This is a genomic window from Sphingorhabdus sp. EL138 (assembly GCF_900258045.1).
Classification (GTDB): domain Bacteria; phylum Pseudomonadota; class Alphaproteobacteria; order Sphingomonadales; family Sphingomonadaceae; genus Parasphingorhabdus.
In genome coordinates this window covers 1,114,224-1,140,277 of sequence record NZ_OGVD01000004.1, presented here as the reverse complement: position 1 = coordinate 1,140,277, position 26,054 = coordinate 1,114,224, and the positions used below count along the sequence as shown (strand labels likewise).

Below are 26,054 nucleotides of genomic sequence, written 5' to 3'. Positions count from 1 at the left end.
GAATAGCTGCCCAGTCATTCTGCAATGATTGACCGTTATCGAGTTCATGCATATAAGCATCATCACTTGAAAGAGGCGGCCAATCGGGTCGCCTTTTCTGTTTTATCATAAAAGGATTCTAGCCATGACTATTACACCGCTTATGCCCGTATATCCCCGGTGTGGTTTTCGTCCTGTCCGAGGTGAAGGCGCTTGGCTGATTTCCGAAGATGGCAGTCGCGCGCTTGATTTTGCCACCGGTATTGCGGTGAATCTTTTGGGCCACGGTCATCCCCATCTGACAAAGGCGATACAAGAGCAAGCTGCGACTCTTATGCATGTGTCAAATCTCTACGGCAGTCCACAAGGTGAAAAACTGGCCCAGCGACTGGTCGATACAACGTTTGCCGACACGGTATTCTTTACCAATAGCGGCGCTGAGGCAGTGGAATGTGCGATTAAAACCGCACGGGTATATCATCAGTCTCAGGACAGTGATCGGTTTGAAATCATCACATTCAAAAATGCTTTTCATGGCCGGACAATGGCTACCATATCCGCATCTAACCAAGAGAAAATGCATCATGGCTTCTCTCCCCTTCTTGCTGGATTCAAATATGTGGACTTTGACGATCTTGAAGGCGCGGAGGCCGCGATTGGTCCGAAAACCGCTGCATTTTTGGTAGAGCCTATTCAAGGCGAAGGCGGTATCCGTCCAGCCTCCGAAGCCTTCATGAAAGGTCTTCGCGCATTGGCTGACAAGCATGGTATATTGTTGATCCTTGACGAAGTGCAATGCGGCGTCGCTCGGACCGGAGCGCTCTATGCACATGAACTCTACGACATAAAGCCAGATATTATGGCCAGTGCAAAAGGGATCGGTGGCGGTTTTCCTTTTGGAGCCTGCCTGGCAACCGAAGAAGCGGCACGAGGTATGGTTCCTGGTACGCATGGCTCGACCTATGGTGGTAACCCATTAGCCATGGCTGCGGGCAATGCAGTTTGGGATATTGTCGCGAATGATGAGTTTCTGGAACATGTTCGCGATATCGGCGGCAAACTCCGCGCTGCCATTGAACAGTTTATCGGCAATTATCCGGGGCTATTCACCGGAGTGCGGGGACATGGCCTGATGCTTGGTATTACAATGACGCAGGAAACAAGATCCTTTGTGGCTCACTTGCGTGACAACCATGGTTTGCTGACCGTGGCCGCGGGTGACAATACCCTGCGGATTTTGCCGCCACTCAACATTGATGAAAGCCATATTGCCACGTTCATCGAGAAGCTATCCGCTGGCGCTGCTGACTATAAGGCGCCGGAATCATGACCCGCCATTTCCTGAACCTCGGCGATGCTGGCGGTGATGCACTCGCCGCGATGATTAACGACGCGATCGACCGCAAAGATGCTCGGAAAACCTGGCCAAAGGGGAAAACTGATACCGACGCGCCGCTTGCGGATCATGTTTTGGCTATGATCTTTGAAAAGAGCAGCACCAGGACACGTGTGTCATTTGATATTGCGATCCGCCAACTGGGCGGGACCAGTATCGTAATGGACAGCGGATCGATGCAACTCGGGCGCGGAGAGACAGTTGCCGACACCGCTAAAGTCTTGTCACGTATGTGCGATGCAATAATGATCCGGACGGACGATCATGCAAAGGTTGAAGAACTGGCGGCTAATGCCACTGTGCCAATAATTAATGGCCTGACTGATCTTTCACACCCGTGTCAGATCGTTGCTGACCTGCTGACTCTTATCGAACATGGCAAAGCTCTTCCCGGTCTTGAAGTCGCCTGGCTGGGTGACGGCAACAATGTTCTCAACAGTATAGTTGAGGCGGCAGGTTTGATGAAGTTCAACGTGAGGATCGGCGGCCCGGAAGGCTATGACCCCGACCAAAGCTTTATTGCTGCGGCGCAAGCAGCTGGAGCCAAGATCAGTGTCCACCGAGATGCATTGGAAGCGGCGGCTAGCGCTGATGTAGTCGTTGCAGATACATGGGTGTCGATGGGGCAGGCCCATGCAGATACCAAAATGGACGCGATGATGCCATTTCAGGTCAACGATGTAATTATGGAGAAAGCGAAACAGGATGCGGTGTTCTTGCACTGCCTTCCTGCTCATCGCGGCGAAGAGGTAATGCCCTCTGTCATTGACGGTCCACAATCTCTGGTATGGGACGAAGCAGAAAACCGTATTCATGCCCAAAAATCGATCTTGCGCTGGGCCTTTGGGCAAATCTGATGACTGAAAACCCCGTCATTCCGACGTTGATTGACAGGAACCTGTCATTCTCGATCCCGGCAAAGCATTGTCGAGGGCGAGCGGTGCGATTGGGGCCGGTGCTCGAGGATATCTTATCCGGGCATAACTATCCGCTTCAGATCAGGTCTCTGTTGGCAGAAGCGATGTGTCTCACATCTTTACTGGGCGCCCTTCTGAAAGAGGAGAACGCACAGTTAACTCTCCAAGCCCAAACAGAAAGCGGTGTTATCAGTCTGCTGGCCTGTGACTATAAAGATGGCGATGTTCGGGGTTATATTCAGTTTGATTCCGAACGTCTGGCGAGCCAGCCTTTGGTACCAAGTCTTATGGCACTGTTCGGCAAAGGCTATCTGGCGATCACTTTTGACCATCCTGAACCACGGGGACGCTCCCAGGGAATTGTGCCTTTAGAGGGTGCTAGCCTGGCGGAAGCCGTGCAAAGTTACTTCATGCAGTCTGAGCAGATTCCGACCGTGATTCGTGTTGCAATTGATATAGAGGATAATCAGACAGTGGCAGGCGGATTGCTGGTGCAACACCTTCCTGATGGCGAGGAAGGGAGAGAAAGGCTCCACGTGCGCATGAATCATCCGGAATGGGAGCATGTTGCAATAATGGGCAGCAGTGTTCAGGAGGAAGAACTAGTAAATCCAGCATTGCCGCTGGAAGATTTGCTATGGCGCCTGTTTAGCGAGAGCGACGAAGTGAGGGTTTTGAGCGGTAAACCGCTCGTTAAGGGATGCCGTTGTAGTGAAGAGCATATCAGGGATGTGATTGCGCGATTCCCTAAAGAAGATAAGGAGGATATGGTCGACGCGGATGGAAAAATCTCCATCGATTGTGCGTTTTGCAATAGGAAATTCACGATTTCTAGCGCGAGCTTAAATAACTGATATTTCAAAACAAACAGGCAAATTTCTTGCTTTTGGCGAAACCATACAATCAATTGCCGCAATTGAGCACGATATTGGCCATAATCATCGAGTAGTGAAACCATTCGACGGGATTACCGTTTGTTAGTGGTAGTAAAGAAGGAACCAGAGAATGAAGGGCGTAACACTGATAAAGGCTATCAGCGCATCAGCCGCTGCATTCATGGCATTTTCTGTATCTGCGCCGGCGCAGGCTCCTGAACTTGCACTGTTGAACAGTTTGCAGAAAGGGGAGTGGACACTGAAAGCACGAGGTTCCGACAATGGTGGTCAGAAAGTTTGTCTCGGTGATCCAGGAATTTTACTGCAAATCAAGCACAGCGGAGTGGCTTGTTCGCGATACGTGATTCAAGATACGCCCAACAGCATTCGGGTTAGCTATAAATGTGGTAGTTTTGATCACGGCGTGACCACGATCAAGCGTGAATCCAGTGGCTTGGTGCAAATCCAGTCGCAAGGCATCGAGGGCAACGCGCCATTTTCTTTTAGTGTGGAAGGCCGTAGAACCGGCACTTGCTAACCCGCGTTGGGCCTGCACGGCGTTTACCAAATATTAACCATATTCTTTTAAACCGAAATCATCATGTTTCGACATGACTTTCTCCCTTCGGGTTTGACTAGAACCCCTACTGGGCCGCATTCCAAAGGAATGGCGGCCTATTTTTTATGGCCCACCCGCTTGAAGCTTGCGTTAATACTTGTCTGAGCACTTGATTGTCTCAGCGAAGGGCATTAGCGGAGCGACCATGTCTCAAGATCGAAAAAAAGCCATTGTGCTGCTTTCAGGCGGCCTCGACTCCATGGTATCCGCCGCGATAGCACGTGAGCAAGGTTTTGATATTGTGGCGTTGACCATCGATTATAATCAGCGGCACAAAATCGAGCTCCAGTCGGCCGTTCAGATCGCTGCGAAACTGGATGTTAGCGAACATATCGTTTTGCCATTGGACCTTAGTCGTTTTGGCGGATCGGCTTTGACTGACGATATAGATGTTCCGAAATCGGGTGTCGGCAACGAGATTCCGGTAACCTATGTACCGGCACGAAACCTGATTTTTCTCTCTTTGACGCTTGGTTTGGCGGAAGCGCGAGATGCTCGCGATATATTTATCGGTGTCAACGCATTGGACTATTCCGGCTATCCGGATTGCCGTCCCGAGTTTATTGAGGGATTTGAAAGGCTCGCAGATCTCGCGACAAAGGCAGGTGATCAGGGTAGTGGTTTCACGATAAAAACGCCGCTGCAATACATGACCAAAGCCGACATTGCCAAGGAAGCGCGACGGTTGGATATAGACCCGGCGTTAAGCTGGTCCTGTTACGATCCGGCAGAAGGAAATCTGCATTGCGGTTTTTGTGATAGCTGCCGCTTGCGTCAAAAAGGCTTTGAGGAGGCGGGAATTGCAGACCCCACTCGCTACGCGCTGAAATAATGAGTTATGCGGTCAAAGAGATATTTCTGACCTTGCAAGGCGAAGGTGTAAAAGCCGGGCGCCGAGCTGTGTTCGCGCGCTTTACCGGCTGTAACTTATGGTCAGGTCTTGAAAAAGATCGCACGACTGCTGTTTGCAAATTTTGCGACACCGATTTTGTCGGAATGGATGGCGAGGGCGGTGGACGATTTCCAGATGCGGCTGCTTTTGCAGATGCGATCGCCGCGAAATGGGGCAATGGACGGGAGGATCGTTTTGTCGTGCTCACCGGCGGTGAACCGATGCTACAAGTCGATTCCGCCCTGATTGACGCACTCCATGCAGCCGGATTTGAAATTGCGATTGAGTCCAACGGAACGCTGGCGGTGCCTCGATCGATTGATTGGATATGTATAAGTCCGAAAGCAGGGAGCGAGACTGTGCAGCGTTCCGGTGATGAACTGAAACTGGTGTGGCCGCAGTCCGGAAGTGACTGGAAAGCGATGCAGGAGTGGGATTTCGCCAACCACCTGCTGCAGCCCATGGATGCCCGCCTGGATGAAACTGCCAGTAAACGGAATTTGGCGGAAGCGATTGCTTTTGTTCAAGATAACCCCAGATGGCGCTTGTCTCTGCAAACTCACAAAATTCTGGGCTTAGCTTAGATCAAACTTTCTGGGTGCTTACTCTTCGGCTTGGTTATCGCTATCGCTTTCATCAGCGCTCTCATCTCCGGCCAACTCATCACCAGTTTTCTCAGCATCGACATCGACCATATCATCGCTGATTGTCCCATCGATAACATCTACCTCGTCCATGCGGGTTTCGGTAACTGTGTCAGCCTCAGGGGCATCTGTTTCACCGGAACAAGAAGCAATTGCGATTGTGAGGATGGAAACTGCAGAAGCTTTGATAATTTTTTTCATGTTTTTCCTAAACCAGATTCAGCGGTAACATATCGTGCTCTCGCTATTTATCAATTGCTGCAAGAAAATCAGGTGCCGTTTTCTTCAGGGCTGCGTCGAAATCGTTCAATGTTGCGGTGACGCCTAATTGCTTCAGACTGGTTACAGGATATTCGCTAATCCCGCAGGGAATAATGCCACCAAAGTGGCTGAGATCAGGATCAATATTCACCGAGAATCCGTGCATCGTTACCCATTTGCGGATTCGGATGCCAATCGCGCCAATTTTCGCTTCTTCCCCCTGAGGTGTGTTGCACCAGATGCCGACTCGGCCTTCAACCGCGCGTGCATTGATCTCAAATTCTGCCAAGGCGCTGATGACCCAATCCTCAAGCGCATGAACGAAATTGCGTACATCTGTTTGCCGCTTCTTCAGGTTGAGCATGATGTAACCAACCCGTTGGCCTGGTCCGTGATAAGTGTGTCGACCTCCGCGGCCCGTCTGAAAAACTGGAAATTTCTGACTTAGCAATTCAGAAGGATCAGCGCTCGTTCCTGCGGTGTATAGTGGAGGGTGTTCCAAAAGCCAGATCAGTTCCGGCGTCTCACCTTGATGGATTGCCGCATTACGTTGCTCCATCTGCTCCAGAGCATCTGGATAGGCAATTTTGTCTTCGCTTGTGCGCCATTCAATGTCGGACAACAGGGTCATAGAATTTCCGTGCACAATTGACGCGTCGGTGGCAAGAGTGCGGGGAATGAATTTCAAACCCGAGGGTCAAGTCAATGAAGCTCAATTATATGGAGTGCTGGAGCGGCGCGATGGCGATTTTGCGTGATCATAAGGAAGCGATATTGGCAATAGCGGGAGTCTTTCTTTTCCTGCCGACTTTGTTGATGGCCCAATTTGTTGGGCAGCCCAATCTGGAAGGCACTGAAGATTTGAATGCAATAACGGCAGCCTATTCAACATTTTTTAGTGAAAATGCGTTCGCGATCATTGCGTCCAATCTGTTAATCAGTTTTGGCGGCTTCGTTATTTATTTCACTATCGCTCCCTCACATAGCGGTACGGTTGCTGATGATCTGGGTAAGGCGCTTCGTCTTTTTCTTATCTTTTTGATCGCGAACATTCTGACTGGTTTAGCCACATTTGCAGGTATCCTGTTGTTTATCATTCCCGGCCTCTATGTCGCTTGCCGCTTAATTCTTGTGCCGATTATCATCGCGGATCTTAGCGAGAGAAACCCTCTTGAAGCGCTAAAGAAGAGTTGGGAAAGCACAAAGGACAATGGTTTCTCAATTTTGCTGCTTGTTCTGATGATAGCAGTTATCGGAGCGATTACCGTTGGCGTCATTCAGATGATCATTGGTGTCATTATTGGACTTGCGACCGGAGGGGCAGGTTGGCCGCTCATTGAAAACCTTGTTTCTGCGTTAGGTGGTTCTGCATTGCAGATACTTTTCACCGTCCTTATCGGATCGATCTACTATCAGTTAACTGGCAAAGGTTCAGATGTTGGAGAGGTCTTTACCTGAGATGATGGGCACATGCGGACCTGCGTCCATTGGCAGGTGCCCCGTCAGACGGGGATCTGCGTGCATGTCGACCTCGCGTTTGTAGGCGATGAATCCTGAGCGCTTATAAAAGCTGGATGCGCGCTGAGAGTCATTGGTGCAAGTGTGCAACCAAACGCGCTTTACATCATTTTTCCAGGCGCGTTTCAGGGTCTCTGTCATCATTGCGGGGCCATAGCCTCTGCCATTCATTTCCGGTACCAGTCCAAAATAATATATCTCGCATTGCTCGGGTTGACTGAAATCCAGTTCCACGAAGCCAATGTCATGTCCATCATCCTGAACCTTGAAAATCTCGATCTCGGGGGCATGAATTGCTGAACGAAGTTCGTCATCGTTCAGCAAAAGTCGACCGAACCATAACCAGTCCTCCCCCACTTTTCTGAATAGTGTCCGATATTCCAACAAATCAGGTTCGTCCCAAGTCCTTAGAATCAAAGATGAACTACTGTTCTCAAATACTGGCTTTCGACACATTTCAAAATAGGTCGTAATGACGGCAAGGTTGTCGTTGGGAACATCAATCTTGGTCACTTGAACGTCAGCTCCATTTGGCTTCCGGTGGCAGGCTCATCAATATGGCATCGACATTACCACCGGTTTTCAATCCAAATGTGGTGCCGCGATCATATACCAGGTTAAATTCTGCGTAACGGCCGCGCCAGACGAGTTGCTGTTCTTTTTCATCCGCCGTCCACGGCAACCCCATCCGCCGCCGCACCAGTTTTGGGAAAATATCAAGGAATGCAAGGCCGACATCCTGCGTAAAAGCAAAGTGCTGGTCAAAATCATCGTCTGATTCGAGTTCAAGATGATCATAAAATATACCGCCGACTCCGCGATGTACCTGCCGGTGCGGGATATAGAAATAGTCATCTGCCCATTTTTTGTATTTTGCATGATAGCCGGGATGATGCGGATCGCAGGCCTGTTTCATCCGGGCATGAAAATCGTTTGTATCTTCGGTGTAGGGAATTGGCGGGTTAAGATCGGCGCCGCCTCCAAACCAGCGTTTGGTGGTACAGAGGAACCTTGTATTCATGTGTACGGCAGGCACATGCGGGTTGGCCATATGAGCGACAAGACTGATGCCAGTTGCAAAGAAATGCGGGTTTTCCCCCGCACCGTGAATGGATTTCGCAAATTCTTCACTGAACGTGCCGTCGACCGTGGAAATATTAACGCCGGCTTTTTCAAAAACCTTGCCCTTGATGCTTCCGCGTACACCGCCACCGCCCGGACTTTTATCTGGGTTTTCGCGATCCCAAGGCAGGTAGTCAAAGCATGCGTCACTGCCTGCTTCCGCTTCGATCGCTTCAAATTCAGCGCAGATTTTGTCCCGCAGCTTTGCAAACCATGTCTGCGCTTGCAACTGCTGGCCATCTAGCGGATTGTCGTTCTTGGGAATTGGTGGCTGTGCCGTCATTTGGAAAATTGTCCCGTTTGTTTGAGTGCTTCGCCAAGCGCCATGCCTGCTGAAACGGCAAGGTTCAATGATCGCATGCCATTTTTCATCTTTATGGTGATTCGTTCGTCGGCGCGTTGATTGACATCAGGGGGCACGCCAGCACTTTCTGATCCGAACAATAATATGTCGTCCGGTCGGAATGTGAATTTATGATAAGCAGTTTTGGCCTTGCTGGTAAGTAGAACGACACGCGTTGATCGTGAATCGACAAAAGCAAGAAAGGCATCCCAATCCGCATGCCGGGTAAAATCAACATGGTCAAAATAGTCCATTCCAGCCCGCTTCAAACTGCGATCACTAAACGGAAAACCACACGGTTCAATGATATCTACAGGAACGTCAAGACATGCGCATGTCCTTAAAATCGTTCCTAAATTTCCCGCAATGTCGGGTTGGTAAAGGGCTACTCTCATGGTTCGTCGAGCATGGGGTTGTTCATTATGTTTGGTCAATCAAAAATTCACTGTTGGCAAACCATGGTCTTCGCGGCTATCAGGCGCGCCAATAGCTGCCAAATGAAACATATTGAGGGTTCGCCCTCGATCTGGCAGACAGGGATTATAACAAACGTAAGGGCGTGTTTGCATGGCTAGTGTTGATACCGCGGTTGAACCCAGTGATTCGGCTGTTTCGGAACCTGAAATCGGTGGTGTTCGGCGCCGCGACTTCATCAATATCGCAGCGGTAAGCTTTGGTGGCGTTGGTGTCGTTGCAACGGTATTTCCCTTGGTGAACCAAATGAACCCTAGCGCTGACGTGCTAGCTTTGTCATCGATTGAAGTTGATATCTCCGCCATTGAGCCGGGTCAGGCAATCAAGTCGAGCTGGCGTAAACAACCCATTTTCATTCGCAACCTGACCGCTTCAGAGATTGAAGCTGCCAATGCAGTGGATTTGTCCGGCCTTCGTGATCCCGAGTCTTTAGCGGACCGTACACAACCCGGCAAAGAAAACTGGCTTATCACACTTGGCGTTTGCACCCATTTGGGTTGCGTTCCACTGGGAGCGGCGCAGGGTGAAGTAAAAGGCGAATATGACGGCTATTTCTGCCCGTGCCATGGTTCACACTATGACACTGCAGGCCGGACCCGCAAAGGGCCAGCGCCAACCAATTTGGAAGTACCGGAATATAGTTTCCTATCAGATACCGTCGTGAAAATCGGCTAGGGGCAAGAAAAATGAGTTTTCCTTGGGCACAACAATATAAACCAACCACCGAATTCGGGCAGTGGATGGACGAGAAACTGCCAATAGGCCGTCTAATCTACAACTCAGTGGGCGCTGGCTATCCGACGCCGCGTAATCTGAACTACATGTGGAATTTCGGTTCGCTTGCCGGATTTTTTCTGGTGGTGCAGATTGTTACGGGTATCATTTTGGCGATGCACTACGCCGCCAATGCGGCAATTGCCTTTGACTCGGTCGAACATATCATGCGCGATGTGAATAGTGGTTGGATGATACGTTACGCCCATGCCAATGGCGCTAGTTTCTTCTTTATAGCCATATATCTTCATATCGGTCGGGGCCTCTATTATGGCTCTTACAAAGCGCCTCGTGAGATGATCTGGCTGCTTGGCGTGGTCATTTATTTGCTGGCCATGGCCACCGCGTTTATGGGCTATGTGCTTCCTTGGGGGCAGATGAGCTTCTGGGGTGCGAAAGTGATTACCGGTCTGTTCGAGGCGATACCGCTGGTCGGCAAACCGATTCAGGAATTGCTGTTAGGCGGTTTTGCACCGGATAACGCTGCATTGAACCGGTTCTTCTCCTTGCACTATTTGCTACCCTTCGTGATGGCTGGTGTTATCATCCTACATATCTGGTCACTGCATATCCCGGGATCGAACAATCCAACTGGCGTTAATGTAAAAGGGCCGCAAGATACAGTTCCTTTCCATCCCTTCTATACGGCGAAAGACGGGTGGTTCCTGGGCCTTGCGTTGATCTTCTTCACCGGCATGATGTTCTTCATGCCAAACGCTTTGGGGCATGCGGACAACTATATTCCTGCCAATCCGCTTTCGACGCCAGCGCATATCGTTCCTGAATGGTATTTCTGGCCTTGGTACGCGATTTTGCGCGCCTTCACCTTCGACTTTCTATTTGTGCCTGCGAAATTGCTCGGCGTGTTGGCGATGTTCTCTGCCATATTGGTTTGGTTCTTCCTGCCATGGCTGGACAAGTCACCTGTGCGGTCGGGAGACTATCGTCCGCGGTTCAAAAAGTTCTTCTGGTTCGGTCTTATCCCATGCATCGTTATACTCGGTATTTGTGGCGGTGCGCCAGCCGAGGAACCTTATGTGATGCTGAGCCAGCTTGCGAGTGCCTATTATTTTGCGCACTTCCTGATCATATTGCCGCTGCTTTCTCGCATCGAGAAGCCGGAGCCGCTGCCAAATTCGATAACCGAAGCAGTGACCGGTAAGCCACTAGAACAAGCCAGCTAAGAAACAGGGATCTGAAGTAATGGTAAGATTTTTCGGGATATTGATCGGTTTGTTCTTTGCTGGAATGCTGATCTATTCATTTGGGCGCGGCGCGGTCGAGTATGTTAGCAACCCGCCGGTAAAAGCTGTCGAATATCAGTTTCATGAAAAACCCAAGGACGTATCTTTCGCAAGTGACGGCCCATTCGGGAAATTTGACAATCAACAGCTTCAACGTGGTTTTCAGGTCTATAAGGAGGTCTGTGCAGCTTGCCACGGTCTTCGTCTGGTTGCTTTCCGTAACCTTGCAGAACTGGGTTACAACGAAGATGAGGTGAAGGCGATTGCAGCAAACTGGATAATCGAAACACCAAGTGTTAATCCGGACACGGGTGAGGCATCAACCCGTCCATCGATTCCTGCCGATAAATTTCCAAAGCCTTTTGCAAATAACGTGGCCGCCGCCGCAGCAAATAACAATGCAATTCCGCCTGATCTTTCGCTGATCACCAAAGCGCGTAACGGTGGTGCACCTTATGTGTATTCATTGCTTACCGGCTACTCTGATCCACCATCAGAATTGCCAGAAGCTAATCGCCCAGGCGCTGGTCTGCACTATAATCCATATTTTGCGAACCTGAATATAGCTATGGCACCGCCGATAACTGGAGACGATCAAGTTACCTATTCAGATGGCACGAAGGCGACCGTTTCCCAGATGTCACAGGATGTGTCGGCCTTCTTGATCTGGACAGCAGAACCGTCACTCGTCAAGCAGAAGCAAACCGGTTGGGCGGTAATCGCCTTCTTATTGATCGCTACAATCCTTGCCTTCCTGTCTTACAAGACAATCTGGGCGGATGTGAAAGCGGAGAAAAAGAAGAAAGATGCTTAGATCGCATAGCTACGCTATTAGAGGGCCCGCCAATTGGCGGGCCTTTTTTTTGGCAGATGACCTGATGCCAGGCGAGCTACACCAACTAAGCTAGAGCTGTACCGACCTCTTTATCATAGCCCTTAAAGCTTTATCTCAATATCCGTTAATAGATTCCGGAACGGAACTATGGATCATCAGGATGGCCAAGCCATTTGAAAATACAGAAGCGGAACAGAAGCAGGAAGCGGTTCGTGAGCCACGCATACGAAAGCTCGTAAAGATAGAGCTGTTTACAGATAATTCTGGACCACATGAGGCTATGGTCCGCAATCTTTCCACTTTTGGTATCCGCGCCACCGCACCGATAGATCTGTTCCCAGAACAATCAATAGTGATCAAAAAAGCAGGTTTCGGTTCCGTTTCAGGAACGGTTCGCTGGGTCGAAGGTCGGGAATTCGGTATGCAATTCGATCAATCGATTGATGTCGACCTGTTCAATTTCGGACTAGGTAATGAACAGGGACATTTTGTTAAGAAAATTGATAATGGTCATGTCTGGCTTGGTTTCCAAAATGCTGTATCGAGCAAGAGACCCGGATTCCACAAACGATAAAGCGATTGATATCAGTCCTGTAAAACGGTTTGCATGGCCTTGTTCCATCCCTCTATCCGCAAATTGCGACCCGAAGCAGTGATGTCGGGATGATAGGTTTCCAGCCCGGTTATCATTACTGATGCGTCACCCAAGGATTCATATATCCCGGACCCAACCGCAGCCAGCATTGCTGCGCCCAGCGCCGTTGTCTCAAAAAACTCGGGTCGTTCAACCGGAATGTCCAATATGTCGGCAAGGTCTTGCACCATCCAGTCATTCGCTACCATGCCGCCATCTATACGCAGACTTTGCCAGTCAGTGCCATCAGCGGAAAATGCGGTTTTTAAATCGTGGCATTGATAAGCCATCGCTTCGAGAGCCGCGCGGACAATATGGGCTTTTGTTATTGAAAAACTAAGGCCGGAAATTGCTGCCGTTGCATCAGCTTTCCAATGCGGCGCGCCAAGGCCGGATAAGGCAGGGACCAAATAAACTCCGCCATTATCGTCGACTGATCGTGCCAGTTCTTCGCTTTCGCCGGCGTAGCTTATCAGACGGACTTCATCGCGGAGCCATTGCATCAAGCTGCCAGCGACAAAGACAGAGCCTTCCAACGCGTATGTGCGTTTGCCATTCCATTGATAAAGCACCGTCGAAAGTAGACGATTCTCAGACTGGGGTGCCGTTTCGCCGCTGTTTGTCAGAATGAATGCACCGGTGCCAAATGTTGCTTTGGTTTGACCGACGTCGAGACAGGCTTGCCCGATTGTCGCTGCCTGCTGATCTCCGGCAGACCCACATATTGCTATCGGTGCTCCAAACAGAGCGGGCGACGTTTTGCCAAGATCTCCGGCACAATCGACAATGCCCGGCAAGGTCTTTCGGGGAACATCAAATAACCGGAGCAGTTCGTCGTCCCAGTCATTTCCATCCAACGCCATCAACATAGTGCGACTGGCATTGCTGGCATCAGTGATATGAGTCCCGCCAGTGAGACGGAAGATCAGATAGGATTCAATCGTCCCAAAAGCCAGATTGTCACCCGCCGCTCCAACTTCCGGCCAGTTTTTCAGCATCCATCCGATTTTGCTGCCAGAAAAATATGGGTCGAGCAGTAATCCTGTTTTTGCCTGAACCATCGATTCCAGTCCCTCGGCTTTCAACTCATCGCACATTTCAGCAGTGCGGCGATCCTGCCAGACGATCGCCTTGCAAAGCGGCTCACCATTACGTTTGTCCCAGGCGACTATGGTTTCGCGTTGATTGGTAATTCCGATAGCCGCTATCTTTTCCGCGCCGCCTGCCTGCTCGATCATTTTTTGACAACAGCGCAACGTCTTGTCCCAAATCTCAGCTGCATCATGTTCCACAAGACCGGCAGAAGGATAATATTGCTGCAATTCCTCCTGCTGTGATCCGTGGAGTTTGCCATCGACGCCAAAAAGCATCGCACGGGTTGATGTTGTGCCTTCGTCAATCACCAAAATCTGTTGCGCTGCCATATGATCCCGCTCCCTTGCTTGCCGGTCACGCTAATTTATCGTCTTCAAAAGGCAAGCGAAAGCAGGACAGGAGTGATTACGCTGACAAAATAACCCCCGGCGCCATTTGTGGGGTGATTACGCGCCGGGGGCCTATAACCCATTAAGCAGGACCAGACGCTTAACGGATCAAGCTAAGAACGCCTTGCTGCGACTGATTGGCTTGCGCCAACATCGCGGTTGAGGCCTGGCTTAGTATTTGTGCTTTGGCGAGCGCAGTAGTTTCTCCGGAAAAGTCGACATCTTCGATACGCGAACGGGATTCCGTAATGTTAGCGACGCGGCTTGTCAGATTGGATACCGTCGCTATCAAACGGTTCTGCGATGCACCCAAAGATGCTTGTGCGGTGGTAACCGTATCCATAGCGGTATCGAGAACGGCCAGAGCTGCTGTGGCACCGGGTTCTGTACTGATGTCGAGTGCATCGACAGCCAGAGTCGCGGCGGTCACATCAGTCAGGTTGATAACAACGGTTTCGGCTGCTGCAGAACCTGTCTGGATGTTGATGGTCGCGGCACTGCCGTCGAGCAACGCAACGTTGTTAAATTCCGTCCGTGTTGCAACATCATCAATTTGGAGAATAAGGGCGGCGACCTCCGTCTGCAGATTGGTTCGATCGCCTGCTGATAATGTACCGTTGGCCGATTGAACGGACAGCTCACGCATACGCTGAAGCATGTTGTTGATCTCGCTCATGCCGCTCTCAGCCGTTTGGGCCAGAGAGATACCATCATTGGCATTGCGGGTTGCCATGTTGAGGCCGCGAATCTCGGATGTCATGCGGGTTGCGATGGCAAGGCCGGCGGCATCATCGCTTGCACTGTTGATTCGGCGTCCAGTGGACAGCCGTTCAATCGATTTGGCGAGGCTCATTTCGGCATCGTTGGCCGCCTGATTGGTGCGCATGGCTGCAACATTGGTTCCGATAATTGTCATGTAACTTTCCTTTCAAAACTGATGGATCACCGCAAAGAGCGTCAGCGGCAACCTCAGGCATGAAAACGGAAATGGTTCGGGATGGTTTAGCGGATAATGGCCTGCGTCATAAAAATGGCGATGCGTCATCGATTTGGCACCAGGAAGTCAGGAAATTGGCTCGGCGCTCGTCGGCGTCCGGTAACTATCTAAAAAATATACTGAAATACCTTTCATGGAATTTGGCATAGCGTTTGCGAACCAATGGGTCATGCCACTTTGATTTGTTTCAAGGGCGGCTTTTGAGGGCCAGGAATCGGGAAAGATGATGACTCAAATGATAATCAGCGATGCTCGGTTGATGCAACCGAAGCCAATCGAAGTTTGGTTGGACCTTCTCCGTTTAGCCGCGTTTCAAATAACAAGGTCGGTGTGCAAGCTTTGCTCTTGCATGAGCATATATCTCAATCTTTGGATAATTGGGGCAAGCCATCACGTTGATATTCTGAACTCCGATCGGCGCTCTCCCAAACTGGTCCGGGAGAGCAATGGCCTGCCGCTGCGTATCAATCCAGTAATACCAAAATGCCTCTTGGTATCGGATCGATGCGCAGCGGATATGGTTTCTGGAGATTGCTCATGAAAGCGATTGATAGTTCTCAACTTATGGCGATGCGTCAAGATATAATTGCGCAAAATGATGTGTTGAAAAAGGCCGCCTCGGCTTCTTTGGAAATTGGTTCGTCGCAGGTTCAACCAGCATTTGGTGTGGCCATGGTCTCCGCGGTGAGAGAGGTCAGCGCATTGCAACGTGCGGCGGGAGACATCACTGAAGATTATACCATCGGCAAAACCAACGACATTGCCGGTGTGATGATGGCCAAGCAAAAATCCTCATTGGGTTTTGAGCTGACGCTGCAGGTCCGCAACAAGCTGATCAAGGCCTATCAAGACATCATGACCATGCCGGTGTGACATGAACGAACTCAGCCTTACTAGTGAACAACGGGTTCAAGACCCTGTGCATGATCTGACACCGGTCACTCGAATGTCAGATTTTGCGAACAGTGCTGATTGGCGCAAACGATTGCATGGCTTTGTTGACCAGCCGGCGATCAAGCGCGCGCTGCCATTGATGGGATTGCTGGCGGTATCCGATCCATCGAAAATACAGCGTTGCAGCTGGCGATCAAAGGCGCGGAGCCTGCGCTGGCGGAGAAGATGTTCAGCTGTATGTCAAAACGGGCTGCGGAAGCCATTCAGGATGAAATTGCGGAGATGGGACCGGTTTCGAAAGATGACGTAGTTGCCGCGCAAAAGCAGATTATCGCACAGGCGCGGAGACTGGCGGAAGATGGCAGCATCTTGTTGGGAGGGCGCAGTGATGACTTTGTCTGAGCGCAGTTTTTCGCCGGTTCATAGCCATGATGATATTTTTGTTATCAATAGTTTAGGGGCAAAAGAAACAGCTTTTCAGGCGACATATGACATGCCGCTTCGGCATGCTGAACAGGATGGTTCAGATGATGTTCGGGAAAATGAACCAGAGCCCGAAGTTGACGGTGTAGATCAGCAAGTTGCGGATGCCTACACGCGGGGATATCTGAACGGACAGCAGGCGGCGATGGTACAGCTTGAGGAAGGAGAAGCCAGCCAAGACACTCTGGCATTATCGATTAACCGCCTGAAAGCAATCGATGAAGGGCATCTGTCGAAGCAGCTATGGGAAGTCGTCCTGTCCTTATTTGAGCAGGCTGTGGGCCATGCAAGAACCAACAAGAAACTGCTTCAGGAGCGATGCGACGCAGCTATCGAGCTGATGGCGGCGGATGTTGGCGAAGTGTGTTTATATGTTGCCGCGGCTGATACGAAACTGTTGCAGAATCATGACTGCCCCGTTGCGGTTTTGCCGGACGCTAACCTGCTGCCCGGTTCCGTGCGTCTGGTTTATGGTTCGGGCGAGATCACCTCCGGGTCCACTGCGATGGCCCAAGAGATTGAAAACCAGGAGCGCCTGGCTGGCGGCGTGTCATGCTGAAACTCGACTATGATCGCCTGTCACGGGTTCTCATCGAAGCCGGAGCTGTCACACCTGCAATTGTCCGTTGGGGCAAGGGCTTCCGGCGACACTCGAAGTCAACCAGCTGGCGTCGCCGCGCCGGTTGGTATCCGATGTCGTGGCGGATGGTGATATCGTTGTTGGCGCCGGCGTTATGACGATCGTCAGCAGCAGTGGCAGTTTCGATATCACTCTATTGGACGGCGCAGCCAGCATCACGGATCTTGCAAACGCGATCAATGAAGTAGGAGCAGGTGTTTCGGCGTCAATTATCACAGATAATCATGGTGCACGCCTCGTTCTGGAAGGGCAGGAGGGACAAGATCAGACATTCTCTGTGAGCGGTGATTTTGCAGACTATAACTATCCGCCAGTTGTTACCGGAATGACTTTGGTGAGCGAAGCGGCGGACGCACTCATAGTGGTGGATGGCGTGGATTTGGCCTATGGTAGTAACGTCATTGAAAATGCAATTCCGGGTGTGTCAGTAAGGCTGAATACTGCCTCGCCGGGCATGCAAATCATTATCAGCGGGGATCAGCCTACGACCACCATTTCCGATCTCGTGTCGGATTTTGTTGATGCCTATAATCAGTTGCGCAACGCACTGAACGCTGCGACGGCCGCTGGCACAGACAGCGGGACTGCCGGACCGCTGGCCGGGGATCCGGGGGTCAGGGAGATGATCCGGTCGCTGGGACAGATTGGGGCAGCGACTCTGGTCGATAGCGGCCCGTATCGCGCGTTGTCCGATATTGGTGTGAGAACCGACCGTGACGGAACGCTTTCGATTGACAAGGAACGGCTTGAAGCGGTGCTGAGCAGCGATGCCGAAGCAGTATCCAATATGCTCGATCCATTGGTGGTCGATGACAATAATCCTGGCATAGCCGGCGTCCTTCAGGCGATCCGGGATCGCTTGCAAGGCGATAATGGTGCGTTGGAAAGTTCGCAAAAACGCCTGGACCAGATCAAGGAAAATTTGGCCGATGCCTGGGAAAAACTTGACCAAGACAGTGGTCGCTATGAAGCCCAGCTGCAGCAAAGTTTTGCGAATATGGATCGTCAACTGGTCGTGCTTCAAGCGACTCAAAGCTATCTTACGCAGCAGATAGCGATCTGGAACAACAATAGTGACTAAGCGCCTCGCGCGGGAGAGAAATGATGCACGATATGAGCATTGCGCATTCCGGCTATGCAGTTGCCGGAAAAGAAGCACGGGTGTTGAATGCCAACGCGCATGAACTGGTGAATATCTTGTTTGAAGAGCTACTCAATCTGCTCGACGAAATTCACCTGATTTATCGTCGTGGCCAATCCCGGGAAATTGTTGATCAACAGGTTATGGCGCTGACGATTGTGGATTCCCTGATGGCCAGCCTGGATATGAAAAAGGGGGGTAATCTCGCCAAAAATCTGCATCTGCTTTATGGCCAGGTTCGCCAGTTAATTGCATCTAGGGAACCGAAAAATCTCATCAGAAATAATCGTGCAGCCCATCGGATCATGTCTGAAATCTTTTCAGCCTGGTCGGAAATCGGATAGCTAGTTGCCGCTGGAGACGATTTTTCGCCACAGCCGATAGCCTTTGTAAACCAGAAAAAGACAGAGGATCAGCAATACAGATGCGATGATCAGTGCCGCCACCGGATTGGCAAAAGCCAGGAACAATAGTCCGCCCGTCGCGACATCTTCGCCTGTGGATACCACAGCATTGCTGACTGGTTCCGGACTGGTGTTGACGATGGCGCGTGCACCTGCCTTCGCGCCGTGGCTCATCAATGCCGCGCCACCGCCGAGTAGAAAGATGATAACCTGCCAAGCGGGATCACCGGAATCAACCACCGCCAAAGCGAGAAGAGCACCGCCGAGAGGGCGGATCACGGTGTGAATCGTGTCCCAAATGCTATCTAGCCACAATATTTTATCGGCAAAAAATTCGGCGACTGCGCCCAAAGCACTGATGCCCAGAACCCAGGGATTGGCAAGCGCATCCAACATCTGCAGATTTTCCGGTAGACTAATCCACTGTAGCCGCATGGCCAGACCCGTTACGAAAACCGTAAGATAGAGCCGCCAGCCCGACAAAAGGCTGACGCTGCCAGCCAGTCCCAAGATTTCAACAATGCCCATCCCTGGTAATTGCCACGAACATAGTGGCTTGGCAAATCGCTATGGCAACAGCCAAGTTTTATGCTGCGCCTTTACATTGCCGGATCATGCTGGTCATATGACACGATGACAGATCAAAATAAGCCGAACACAATTGATGCCCTGACCGGGAAACCAATGCCAAAACCCATTCCCGCCTCAACACTGGTTATTTTTCGGGATCAGCCGGGTAACACGGCACCGGACCTGTTGATGGTGGAACGTTCTGCAAAAATGGCATTTGCTGCAGGCGCGGCGGTTTTCCCAGGAGGAAGAGTGGATGATGCCGACCATGATTTTGCCAGAGCCCTTGGCCATGATGACGTCGATGAATATGGCGCGCGTATTGCGGCAATTCGTGAATCCATTGAAGAAACCGGCATCGCCGTTGCGGTTGACGGTGACCTTGCGGCAAAGCGGGTGATGGAGGCCCGTGCAGCTTTGCATGACGGTACAATATTGTCAGAAATATGCGGTCAGTTTGACTGGCAGTTAAGTCTCGACAAGTTGGTGCCTTTTACCCGTTGGTGCCCGCCTTTTGCCGAAAAGCGGGTTTTTGATACACGCTTTTACATGATATCGCACGACGATCACGCCGCAGAAGCGACGGTTGATGAAACCGAAAATTATAATCTGTTCTGGAGTAGCGCGCAGGGCGTGCTGGATAAAGCAGACGCCGGAGAGGTCAAAATCATCTTTCCGACCAAGCGCAATCTGGAACGACTGGCGCAATTTGATTCCTTTGTTGAGGCCGCAGAGCACAGCATGAGCCATCCGGTAACTATGGTGTCGCCGACCATCGAAAAGCGCGACGACGGTGTGCATTTATGCATACCGGAGGGGATTGGATATCCCGTCACATCCGAACCCATGGATGCCGTACAGCGCGGTTTTAACAAATAGGGAAACAAGGATTGGCGCGCCCGACAGGAGTCGAACCTGTGGCCTCAAGATTAGAAGTCTCGCGCTCTATCCAGCTGAGCTACGGGCGCGCACCTTAGAAATCCCTGTTTCCGAAGAAAAGCTGCTTATTCGCAGTTTTCTGCGGCTCAGCGCGTAAACAGGATCGGATTGAATGTCAACCACCGGATCACCTTGTGTGGATGGCCGAAGTGACTGCAAAAGCGTGATTTGCCAGTAGCAAGACATAAGCTGAACTAATAGTATTTCACTGCCGACATAAAAGGCCAATACTTATACATTCGTTGACAAGTATTATCTTCTGCCCCTTTATTACGCCATCTGACCGGATTCGATTAGGGGCTAGATTGACATCAAGTAAAGACAATGAATCCCAGAAATCTGCTGGTATCACATCCGCTGCAGATGATCTTGACGGACAAGCGCTGCATGACGGCCTGGAGGAGCTTTTTTCACAGTTTCGTGTTCCGCTGGAAAAATATTTCCGAAAAAGAGTCTACAATCAGAATGAAGTGGATGACCTTGTACAAGACGTCTTCTATCGTCTGACATCGCGGACAGATTCAACAAAATTGGAGCGGCCAGAAGCCTTCATATTTCAGATCGCAGCCAACTTGCTACGTGACAAGGCGCGGCGCGAAGCAACCAAAAGATCATTTACCAAGCATTTATCCGACCAAAATGAAAATGCTTTTGAGGAACTTTCACCCGAGCGCGTCTTGTTAGGTAAAGAGAAAGTAGTAGCGCTGAAAAACGCATTAAACGAATTGCCGGAACGCACACGGAATGTTTTCCTGTTGCACAGGTTTGAAGAGTTTAAATATCGCGAGATCGCGCAGCAATTAGGTATATCGATGAGTTCAGTTGAAAAGCACATGATGGATGCCATCAAGCATCTTGCACATCGTTTGGGGCCACCGGAATGATGGATCCAAATAACATGAATGCAATGGATGCGGACAACAGTGTCGAGGAACAAGCTGCCTACTGGTTTGCAAGGCTGCGTGCAGATAATGCCAGCAAAGGAGATCAAAGGCGTTTCAAGACTTGGCTCGAAAAATCACCTGAACATGCCGAGGCTTATGCGTTGCAGGAAGAAGTCTGGACGGCAATGCAGGATAGCGCTGTCGATGACGAAATTATGGCGATGCGCCAAAATGCTCTTGCTGTATCTGCAGGAGCGAACAACAACAGCTGGATGAAATATGGCGCGATTGCGGCTTCTCTCCTGATCGTTGTTGTTTCGATGGTGATGCTGAAACCCTTCGGGAATATGGGAAGTTCTGCTGATACAGATCCGTCCCAACAACTGGCCCAGAGTGGATCACAGTCTTCACCCATTTACAGGACGGCTATCGGTCAGAGATCGACAGTCAACCTGCCTGACGGTTCCGTTGTGGAACTGAATACCGATAGCCTTGTCCAGATTAACTTTAGCGAGGACAGGCGTGACCTGATCCTGCTGCGCGGCGAAGCGTTGTTCGAAGTCGCCAAGGATGCCGATCGTCCTTTCGTGGTGGAAGCTGATGGCAAACTGGTTACCGCTATTGGGACGACTTTCTCGGTTCGGCGGAGCGATGACGAAGTGCGTGTGACGCTTATCGAAGGAATCGTGACGGTCGATCAGGATGACAGTGATACTGCCAATCCGGATGCGGTGAGCAAGAAACAGTTGAAACCGGGTGAGCAGCTGATCGCGCAGGGTGACCTGCCTTTCAAAGTCAATGTGATCGATACGGCCGTGGCGACAAGCTGGAAAGACGGCCGCCTGATTTTTGACAATGAGCCACTGGGCATGATTGTTCAGGAGGTGAACAGATATTCCTCGCGTAAATTGGTGTTCGGCGATCCAACGCTTTCCGACATGCGGGTGAGCGGTATTTTCCAGGTCGGTTCTGTTGACAGTTTTGCCGCGGCTCTCGAAGCATCATTCCCCGTCAAAAACAGCGCACCATCCGGTGAAGGTGACATTGTTCTCGACTGGAAAGAATGAGCTTTAGCATCTGAAAAATATAGCGTTTTTCAAGAATAATCTATCATGGAATCACTAACATTTCTCCCTTATCTGAAAAAGATTTTGAGGGATGGTGAACCTCGCGCGTCTTACCTTTTGTGAGGCTAGTCAGCGGATGACTGACAGCCAGCAGGGAAATAAAGACAGGGGATCCATATGCCATCTCGTTCGTTCAGACTGCTGCAAGCAGCAATGTTAACCGGTGCCGCCAACATCGCAATCGTCGGATCGGCCCATGCCCAAGAACAGGCGATATTTTTCAACATGCCGGACCAGGCTTTGTCCTCTGCCTTGAAAAGCTATGCGCTGAAGACCGGAAAAAATCTGGTCTATCCACCGGAGATGGTTGCGAATAAGCGGGCAAATGCCGTGTCCGGTCGTTTGACCCCGATACAGGCGCTGCGTCTGTTGCTACGCGATACAGCCATTTCCTTTCGTGAAATCGAACCAAATGTACTGGCTCTCCGGATTGCAAATACATCACGGTTGTTGCGAAACAGAGCAGCACCATCAGCAACTGCGGCCTCCGCGGCGCCTGCGGTCGTTCAAAACACTTCTGCTGGAGCGGCTGTTCAAGACGATCGCTCGCCGGAAGGTCGTAGCACCGGTATAGTTTCCGGTACGGTCGTGAACACTAGTACCGGTAGCGCTTTGCGGGGTGCGTTGGTACGCATAGACGGAACAAATCTGGAAGCGATTACAGATGATCGCGGCCAATATTATTTTCCCGCAGTACCGCGCGGGCGGCAAGTTGTTCGGGTGGAATATCTGGGTGAGCAAGTCAAAACTGTCACCGTATCCGTGTCCCCGGGGTCGCGCCAGCAAGCCAATGTACAAGTCGGTGAAGCCAATCAAGATATCGTCGTTTTCGGTTATCGCAGTTCTATTCAACAGGCGCTGAACAAGCAGAAAAATGCGGACAATAATGCTACTATCGTTTCGTCTGATTTGCTGGGTGGTTTTCCGGCCGAAACAGTGTCGGAGGCGCTGCGACGTGTTCCTGGTGTAGCTTTTGGTCGAGACAATGCGACGGGAGAGGGGTCTCGTATAACTGTGCGTGGTTTTAGTTCCGAAGCGATCAATGTACAGCTAAACGGACTGGAACTGCAGGGTACAAATTTCGAACGAACTGTTGATCTCAGTGGTTTTCTAGCTGACAATATTTCCGAGATCAGGATTCAGAAATCACTTCTCCCAAGCCATGAGTCCAATGGTTCTGGTGGTTTGGTAGAAATTGAGACCAAGTCAGGGCTGGACTATGGTGATTTTGCTCTAAACCTCAGCGCTGAAGGTGAGAGTGGCTTTGACCGGGCTTTTGGTGAGGAATATCAAATTGGAGGCACTGTCGCCAAAAAAATCACCAATAATTTTGGCGTGGCTGCTACTCTGCAATATCGGAAGACCGACCGAACCAATTACGATATCGGCATCCTGAGCAGTACACCGCAGGTATTGCCAGCCGGGTTTACCAGCGGTGCTCTTGTACCGCCACCAGCGCAATTTCCATTTGATCCCGAGTTTGAAAGTCGATTGCTAACGGGGGCCAACTATTTCCAGCGTGACCGTGACGAAGAGAATCTATTGGCATCTGTCAATCTAGCGTGGGATATTGGTTCACACACCAAATTGCGTCTGGACCTTCAGCGGAACCAACGTGACGTTGTAACCGAAAATTCCCGAACAGCCATCAGCTATCGCACCAGGGGCGTAGATATGCCTATTCCTGAGCTGGGAGGAGAAGTTCGTCGGCGGACCACATTGTCAGGTCTGGCGCCGGTGACCGCGTTGAATGTCGTCGATCAGCAGATACGAAGTAGTTCTATCAGCCTGCGCGGTGATACAGTTCTCGACCGCTGGACGTTCAATTACAAGGCAGGCTATTCGAAAGCCAAAGCGCAATCCAACAATGTCAATTTGACGCTGATCGCTAATGTACTTAACAATTTGACGGGCATTATTGATCCCGCGACGGCGGTGATCAATCCTGATGATGATGCGGCCATGACTCCTCGGATCGTAGACGGCGGGTACGTGATTGCATCCAACGGTATCCCAATCCCTTCCTTGACGGAGCAGGGATTTGCTATCGTCAATGATCCAAGTCAGTATAATTTGACCAATGCTTCCCGGACCATAACCGACAGCCCTACCGAAGCTTATTTTTTGGAAGGCAGTGCAAGGTATGAGTTCGGTGGAGGCTTCCTAAATTATCTTGAAGCTGGCGGTAAATATGACCGTAGCAAACGGCGGTCTGCGGATGACCGTTTTGCCACCGCGACCAGAGGATTTTTGAAACCCAGCGTCAACTACTCCAGAATATTTGGCCGGAACACGACGGCGGATGATATTGCTCCCGGCCTTTTGGATTTCCCGACCTTGGCTGATATCGGAAGTGATGGATTTGTATTTCCAGCGATTAAACCACGTTCGATTGATACCATTTTCGATGCACTTGCTGGTTTAACGGCAGATGACCCTGCGACGGCGTTTAACGAAGAAAGATATCGCTTTACCGATGCAACCACACTTGATCCGATAGCGGACGTCGGCGGACTGTTGCCAGCGACTACTAAGGAAAAAAGGCTGGCCGCTTATCTGGAGGTTAAAGTTGTTTTTGGCGATTTTGATGCGATTGGCGGTGTGCGATTTGAGAGCGTAGATCGCAATGGAACTGTATTAAGTGCGCCCTCTGTGCGACTTAACCAGCCGGGAGTGCAAAGGGAACCACGGGCGACGTTTGTCAGTGCCGGATTGGTCAATTTTGTGGACGTATCAGGAACGACCTCGACCTGGACACCGAGCATATTGGTAAACTATCGTCCGATGGACAATCTGGTCGCCCGGTTCGGTTATTTCAGGTCGACGGTTAACCCCGATTTCAGGCTTATTCGAAGCACGAACAGAATATCGATAGACTTACGACCGAATTTTGCTTCCGTAAATATCCGCGAAGCAAATCCTGATCTGAAACCGTCTACAACCGACAATTTTGACCTTGATGTAGCTTATTATTTCCAGGATACACCAGGTCTCATCAGGGCAGGGCTTTTTTACAAGAAAATCTCCAACAATTTTACCAATGTATTTTTCCAACTGGCACCAAATGAAACTGTGCGCCAGAGGGTCCTGGATACTTTCGGGCAACTTGCAATAGATCGACCCGACCTGGTTGATTTTGCTCCGGATACGGCATTTACTTTAAATCGACCGGAAAATGGTGAAGGCGGAAAAATCTATGGCTTTGAGTTGGAGTTGATCCGGCAACTGGATTTTCTTCCAGGTTTTCTAAAGGATTTTGGCGTTCTGGGTAATTTAACCTACACTAAAGGTGATTTCCCAACATTGGTTACGGCATTCACACCTCCTCCTCGTCAGGTGACGCAGTTGTCGCTGGATCGCCCGTTGGCAGATCAAGCAGCTTGGGTTTATAACGCGTCTATAAACTATGCCAAAGGCGGGTTTGACGGTCGCCTGATTTACACACGGCAAAGCCAGACTGTTACCTCTTACACCGCCAGGGATATTAATAGTATTTTGCCGGCATTCTCGACGCTTGATCTAAGACTGTCCTACACATTTGATAAATTCGGTAGCAATTGGACGGTTTTCGTGGAGGGCGATGATCTGCTTAGGGGATCAAAAGAGGCGGATATCCGAAACGCTTCGGGGCCCACTCCCGGCCGATCAGATGCCGACTTCTTCTTTCCCAATACCTATCAATTTAATGGTGGTCGCAGCGTGACGATGGGCGTCCGAGCTCGGTTCTAGCTAAAATTACAGGCATCTGTTTCCTGGGGGCGTTCCCAACCCCTTATACCCCGAATGAACCTCAGGAAACAGAACCGTGAATTACTTGTCCACGTCATCGGATCGGTGAAAGTGATGATACCAAAAATGTATCTTGAATATTGGTCTATTTGTTGAGGGCTTCGCATTCTTGTGCGTCTTATATAGTAATAGCCTTAGAAAAAATCAGAATGCTTCCCCTGATTCCCCGGAGAAT

General features: G+C 50.6%; 28 protein-coding genes and 1 tRNA gene. 20 read left to right on the top strand and 9 right to left on the bottom strand.

The genetic code is table 11. The annotated features are described in order from the left end of the window. Positions 1 to 124 precede the first annotated feature (124 nt). The 6 genes from DK507_RS15410 to queE all read left to right on the top strand — a co-directional run bounded on the left by DK507_RS15410 (position 125) and on the right by queE (position 5,262). On the top strand, positions 125 to 1,309 hold the full coding sequence (locus tag DK507_RS15410) for an aspartate aminotransferase family protein (RefSeq protein ID WP_109357193.1): 1,185 nt from the start codon (positions 125 to 127) through the stop codon (positions 1,307 to 1,309). Then, positions 1,306 to 2,232: an ornithine carbamoyltransferase gene (gene argF, locus DK507_RS15405; RefSeq protein ID WP_109357192.1), complete on the top strand. Its 927-nt coding sequence runs from the start codon at positions 1,306 to 1,308 to the stop codon at positions 2,230 to 2,232. Before DK507_RS15410 ends, argF begins: the two co-directional genes overlap by 4 nt. Next, positions 2,232 to 3,146, top strand: a complete 915-nt coding sequence (locus tag DK507_RS15400; protein ID WP_109357191.1) for an Hsp33 family molecular chaperone HslO — start codon at positions 2,232 to 2,234, stop codon at positions 3,144 to 3,146. Before argF ends, DK507_RS15400 begins: the two co-directional genes overlap by 1 nt. Positions 3,147 to 3,297: 151 nt before the next feature. Further along, positions 3,298 to 3,705, top strand: coding sequence for a hypothetical protein (locus tag DK507_RS15395; protein ID WP_254054408.1), 408 nt, complete (start codon positions 3,298 to 3,300; stop codon positions 3,703 to 3,705). Between the two features lie 226 nt (positions 3,706 to 3,931). Then, a complete protein-coding gene (gene queC, locus DK507_RS15390; protein ID WP_109357190.1) occupies positions 3,932 to 4,618 on the top strand; it encodes a 7-cyano-7-deazaguanine synthase QueC in 687 nt (228 codons plus the stop codon). Continuing rightward, positions 4,618 to 5,262, top strand: coding sequence for a 7-carboxy-7-deazaguanine synthase (gene queE, locus DK507_RS15385; protein ID WP_109357189.1), 645 nt, complete (start codon positions 4,618 to 4,620; stop codon positions 5,260 to 5,262). Before queC ends, queE begins: the two co-directional genes overlap by 1 nt. A gap of 18 nt (positions 5,263 to 5,280) precedes the next feature. Here the strand turns inward: queE and DK507_RS15380 are convergent, their stop codons facing one another. Continuing rightward, positions 5,281 to 5,523 (bottom strand): hypothetical protein, encoded by a 243-nt coding sequence (locus DK507_RS15380; RefSeq protein ID WP_109357188.1) that lies wholly within the window; start codon positions 5,521 to 5,523, stop codon positions 5,281 to 5,283. Between the two features lie 43 nt (positions 5,524 to 5,566). Then, the gene (lipB, locus tag DK507_RS15375; RefSeq protein WP_109357187.1) at positions 5,567 to 6,214 is read right to left on the bottom strand and encodes a lipoyl(octanoyl) transferase LipB; all 648 of its coding nucleotides are present in this window, start codon (positions 6,212 to 6,214) and stop codon (positions 5,567 to 5,569) included. 185 nt (positions 6,215 to 6,399) lie between these two features. Here lipB and DK507_RS15370 point away from each other — a divergent pair, with 185 nt between their 5' ends. Beyond that, on the top strand, positions 6,400 to 7,041 hold the full coding sequence (locus tag DK507_RS15370) for a glycerophosphoryl diester phosphodiesterase membrane domain-containing protein (RefSeq protein ID WP_162559079.1): 642 nt from the start codon (positions 6,400 to 6,402) through the stop codon (positions 7,039 to 7,041). Here DK507_RS15370 and DK507_RS15365 read toward each other — a convergent pair. Genes DK507_RS15365 through DK507_RS15355 form a run of 3 tightly spaced genes read right to left on the bottom strand, consistent with a single transcriptional unit; the run spans position 7,015 to position 8,961 of the window. Further along, entirely contained in the window at positions 7,015 to 7,614 is a 600-nt protein-coding gene (locus DK507_RS15365; protein WP_109357185.1) for an N-acetyltransferase, read from the bottom strand. The genes DK507_RS15370 and DK507_RS15365 overlap by 27 nt on opposite strands. A 7-nt stretch (positions 7,615 to 7,621) precedes the next feature. Beyond that, positions 7,622 to 8,506, bottom strand: coding sequence for an oxygen-dependent coproporphyrinogen oxidase (gene hemF, locus DK507_RS15360; protein ID WP_109357184.1), 885 nt, complete (start codon positions 8,504 to 8,506; stop codon positions 7,622 to 7,624). Beyond that, positions 8,503 to 8,961, bottom strand: coding sequence for a tRNA (cytidine(34)-2'-O)-methyltransferase (locus DK507_RS15355; protein WP_109357183.1), 459 nt, complete (start codon positions 8,959 to 8,961; stop codon positions 8,503 to 8,505). The genes hemF and DK507_RS15355 overlap by 4 nt, the downstream gene beginning before the upstream one ends. Before the next feature lie 172 nt (positions 8,962 to 9,133). Between DK507_RS15355 and petA the strand changes: the two genes are divergently transcribed. The 4 genes from petA (at position 9,134) to DK507_RS15335 (ending at position 12,467) form a co-directional block, all read left to right on the top strand. Next, positions 9,134 to 9,715: a ubiquinol-cytochrome c reductase iron-sulfur subunit gene (gene petA / locus DK507_RS15350; RefSeq protein WP_109357182.1), complete on the top strand. Its 582-nt coding sequence runs from the start codon at positions 9,134 to 9,136 to the stop codon at positions 9,713 to 9,715. A gap of 11 nt (positions 9,716 to 9,726) precedes the next feature. Then, positions 9,727 to 10,998, top strand: a complete 1,272-nt coding sequence (locus DK507_RS15345; protein ID WP_109357181.1) for a cytochrome b/b6 — start codon at positions 9,727 to 9,729, stop codon at positions 10,996 to 10,998. A 19-nt stretch (positions 10,999 to 11,017) separates the two neighbouring features. Then, positions 11,018 to 11,872 (top strand): cytochrome c1, encoded by an 855-nt coding sequence (locus tag DK507_RS15340; protein WP_109357180.1) that lies wholly within the window; start codon positions 11,018 to 11,020, stop codon positions 11,870 to 11,872. Between the two features lie 181 nt (positions 11,873 to 12,053). Next, on the top strand, positions 12,054 to 12,467 hold the full coding sequence (locus DK507_RS15335; protein ID WP_109357179.1) for a PilZ domain-containing protein: 414 nt from the start codon (positions 12,054 to 12,056) through the stop codon (positions 12,465 to 12,467). Between the two features lie 11 nt (positions 12,468 to 12,478). Here the strand turns inward: DK507_RS15335 and DK507_RS15330 are convergent, their stop codons facing one another. Further along, positions 12,479 to 13,951 (bottom strand): glycerol kinase GlpK, encoded by a 1,473-nt coding sequence (locus DK507_RS15330; protein ID WP_109357178.1) that lies wholly within the window; start codon positions 13,949 to 13,951, stop codon positions 12,479 to 12,481. Between the two features lie 160 nt (positions 13,952 to 14,111). Continuing rightward, on the bottom strand, positions 14,112 to 14,927 hold the full coding sequence (locus DK507_RS15325) for a flagellin (protein WP_109357177.1): 816 nt from the start codon (positions 14,925 to 14,927) through the stop codon (positions 14,112 to 14,114). 618 nt (positions 14,928 to 15,545) lie between these two features. Between DK507_RS15325 and fliE the strand changes: the two genes are divergently transcribed. The 5 genes from fliE to DK507_RS15300 all read left to right on the top strand — a co-directional run bounded on the left by fliE (position 15,546) and on the right by DK507_RS15300 (position 18,510). Next, a complete protein-coding gene (fliE, locus tag DK507_RS15320) occupies positions 15,546 to 15,881 on the top strand; it encodes a flagellar hook-basal body complex protein FliE (RefSeq protein WP_109357176.1) in 336 nt (111 codons plus the stop codon). Between the two features lie 156 nt (positions 15,882 to 16,037). Then, positions 16,038 to 16,304 (top strand): FliG C-terminal domain-containing protein, encoded by a 267-nt coding sequence (locus tag DK507_RS15315; RefSeq protein ID WP_109357175.1) that lies wholly within the window; start codon positions 16,038 to 16,040, stop codon positions 16,302 to 16,304. Then, positions 16,291 to 16,944 carry a hypothetical protein gene (locus DK507_RS15310; RefSeq protein WP_109357174.1) on the top strand — a complete coding sequence of 218 codons (654 nt, stop codon included), beginning with the start codon at positions 16,291 to 16,293 and terminating at the stop codon, positions 16,942 to 16,944. The genes DK507_RS15315 and DK507_RS15310 overlap by 14 nt, the downstream gene beginning before the upstream one ends. A gap of 67 nt (positions 16,945 to 17,011) precedes the next feature. Next, complete coding sequence (gene fliD / locus DK507_RS15305; protein WP_109357173.1) at positions 17,012 to 18,106, top strand: flagellar filament capping protein FliD; 1,095 nt, start codon at positions 17,012 to 17,014, stop codon at positions 18,104 to 18,106. Between the two features lie 20 nt (positions 18,107 to 18,126). Next, positions 18,127 to 18,510 (top strand): flagellar export chaperone FliS, encoded by a 384-nt coding sequence (locus DK507_RS15300; RefSeq protein ID WP_109357172.1) that lies wholly within the window; start codon positions 18,127 to 18,129, stop codon positions 18,508 to 18,510. Here the strand turns inward: DK507_RS15300 and DK507_RS15295 are convergent, their stop codons facing one another. Then, the gene (locus DK507_RS15295; protein WP_109357171.1) at positions 18,511 to 19,098 is read right to left on the bottom strand and encodes a DUF4126 domain-containing protein; all 588 of its coding nucleotides are present in this window, start codon (positions 19,096 to 19,098) and stop codon (positions 18,511 to 18,513) included. It lies immediately after the preceding gene. A 156-nt stretch (positions 19,099 to 19,254) separates the two neighbouring features. Between DK507_RS15295 and DK507_RS15290 the strand changes: the two genes are divergently transcribed. Further along, positions 19,255 to 20,019: an NUDIX domain-containing protein gene (locus DK507_RS15290; RefSeq protein WP_109357722.1), complete on the top strand. Its 765-nt coding sequence runs from the start codon at positions 19,255 to 19,257 to the stop codon at positions 20,017 to 20,019. Between the two features lie 12 nt (positions 20,020 to 20,031). On the opposite strand, the gene DK507_RS15285 is transcribed toward DK507_RS15290, so the two are convergent. After that, positions 20,032 to 20,108 (bottom strand) — tRNA-Arg (locus DK507_RS15285). A 213-nt stretch (positions 20,109 to 20,321) separates the two neighbouring features. Between DK507_RS15285 and DK507_RS15280 the strand changes: the two genes are divergently transcribed. From DK507_RS15280 to DK507_RS15270, 3 genes are all read left to right on the top strand, one after another. Further along, the gene (locus tag DK507_RS15280; protein ID WP_162559077.1) at positions 20,322 to 20,963 is read left to right on the top strand and encodes an RNA polymerase sigma factor; all 642 of its coding nucleotides are present in this window, start codon (positions 20,322 to 20,324) and stop codon (positions 20,961 to 20,963) included. Then, entirely contained in the window at positions 20,960 to 22,030 is a 1,071-nt protein-coding gene (locus tag DK507_RS15275) for a FecR family protein (protein ID WP_109357169.1), read from the top strand. Before DK507_RS15280 ends, DK507_RS15275 begins: the two co-directional genes overlap by 4 nt. A gap of 177 nt (positions 22,031 to 22,207) precedes the next feature. Continuing rightward, a complete protein-coding gene (locus DK507_RS15270; RefSeq protein ID WP_109357168.1) occupies positions 22,208 to 25,819 on the top strand; it encodes a TonB-dependent receptor in 3,612 nt (1,203 codons plus the stop codon). Positions 25,820 to 26,054 lie beyond the last annotated feature (235 nt).

Coding starts and splice junctions, on each gene's coding strand:
- DK507_RS15410 (WP_109357193.1), top strand. CDS start 125: ATGACTATTACACCGCTTATGCCCGTATATCCCCGGTGTGGTTTTCGT.
- argF (WP_109357192.1), top strand. CDS start 1,306: ATGACCCGCCATTTCCTGAACCTCGGCGATGCTGGCGGTGATGCACTC.
- DK507_RS15400 (WP_109357191.1), top strand. CDS start 2,232: ATGACTGAAAACCCCGTCATTCCGACGTTGATTGACAGGAACCTGTCA.
- DK507_RS15395 (WP_254054408.1), top strand. CDS start 3,298: ATGAAGGGCGTAACACTGATAAAGGCTATCAGCGCATCAGCCGCTGCA.
- queC (WP_109357190.1), top strand. CDS start 3,932: ATGTCTCAAGATCGAAAAAAAGCCATTGTGCTGCTTTCAGGCGGCCTC.
- queE (WP_109357189.1), top strand. CDS start 4,618: ATGAGTTATGCGGTCAAAGAGATATTTCTGACCTTGCAAGGCGAAGGT.
- DK507_RS15380 (WP_109357188.1), bottom strand. CDS start 5,523: ATGAAAAAAATTATCAAAGCTTCTGCAGTTTCCATCCTCACAATCGCA.
- lipB (WP_109357187.1), bottom strand. CDS start 6,214: ATGACCCTGTTGTCCGACATTGAATGGCGCACAAGCGAAGACAAAATT.
- DK507_RS15370 (WP_162559079.1), top strand. CDS start 6,400: ATGGCCCAATTTGTTGGGCAGCCCAATCTGGAAGGCACTGAAGATTTG.
- hemF (WP_109357184.1), bottom strand. CDS start 8,506: ATGACGGCACAGCCACCAATTCCCAAGAACGACAATCCGCTAGATGGC.
- DK507_RS15355 (WP_109357183.1), bottom strand. CDS start 8,961: ATGAGAGTAGCCCTTTACCAACCCGACATTGCGGGAAATTTAGGAACG.
- petA (WP_109357182.1), top strand. CDS start 9,134: ATGGCTAGTGTTGATACCGCGGTTGAACCCAGTGATTCGGCTGTTTCG.
- DK507_RS15345 (WP_109357181.1), top strand. CDS start 9,727: ATGAGTTTTCCTTGGGCACAACAATATAAACCAACCACCGAATTCGGG.
- DK507_RS15340 (WP_109357180.1), top strand. CDS start 11,018: ATGGTAAGATTTTTCGGGATATTGATCGGTTTGTTCTTTGCTGGAATG.
- DK507_RS15335 (WP_109357179.1), top strand. CDS start 12,054: ATGGCCAAGCCATTTGAAAATACAGAAGCGGAACAGAAGCAGGAAGCG.
- DK507_RS15330 (WP_109357178.1), bottom strand. CDS start 13,951: ATGGCAGCGCAACAGATTTTGGTGATTGACGAAGGCACAACATCAACC.
- DK507_RS15325 (WP_109357177.1), bottom strand. CDS start 14,927: ATGACAATTATCGGAACCAATGTTGCAGCCATGCGCACCAATCAGGCG.
- fliE (WP_109357176.1), top strand. CDS start 15,546: ATGAAAGCGATTGATAGTTCTCAACTTATGGCGATGCGTCAAGATATA.
- DK507_RS15310 (WP_109357174.1), top strand. CDS start 16,291: ATGACTTTGTCTGAGCGCAGTTTTTCGCCGGTTCATAGCCATGATGAT.
- DK507_RS15300 (WP_109357172.1), top strand. CDS start 18,127: ATGATGCACGATATGAGCATTGCGCATTCCGGCTATGCAGTTGCCGGA.
- DK507_RS15295 (WP_109357171.1), bottom strand. CDS start 19,098: ATGGGCATTGTTGAAATCTTGGGACTGGCTGGCAGCGTCAGCCTTTTG.
- DK507_RS15290 (WP_109357722.1), top strand. CDS start 19,255: ATGCCAAAACCCATTCCCGCCTCAACACTGGTTATTTTTCGGGATCAG.
- DK507_RS15275 (WP_109357169.1), top strand. CDS start 20,960: ATGATGGATCCAAATAACATGAATGCAATGGATGCGGACAACAGTGTC.
- DK507_RS15270 (WP_109357168.1), top strand. CDS start 22,208: ATGCCATCTCGTTCGTTCAGACTGCTGCAAGCAGCAATGTTAACCGGT.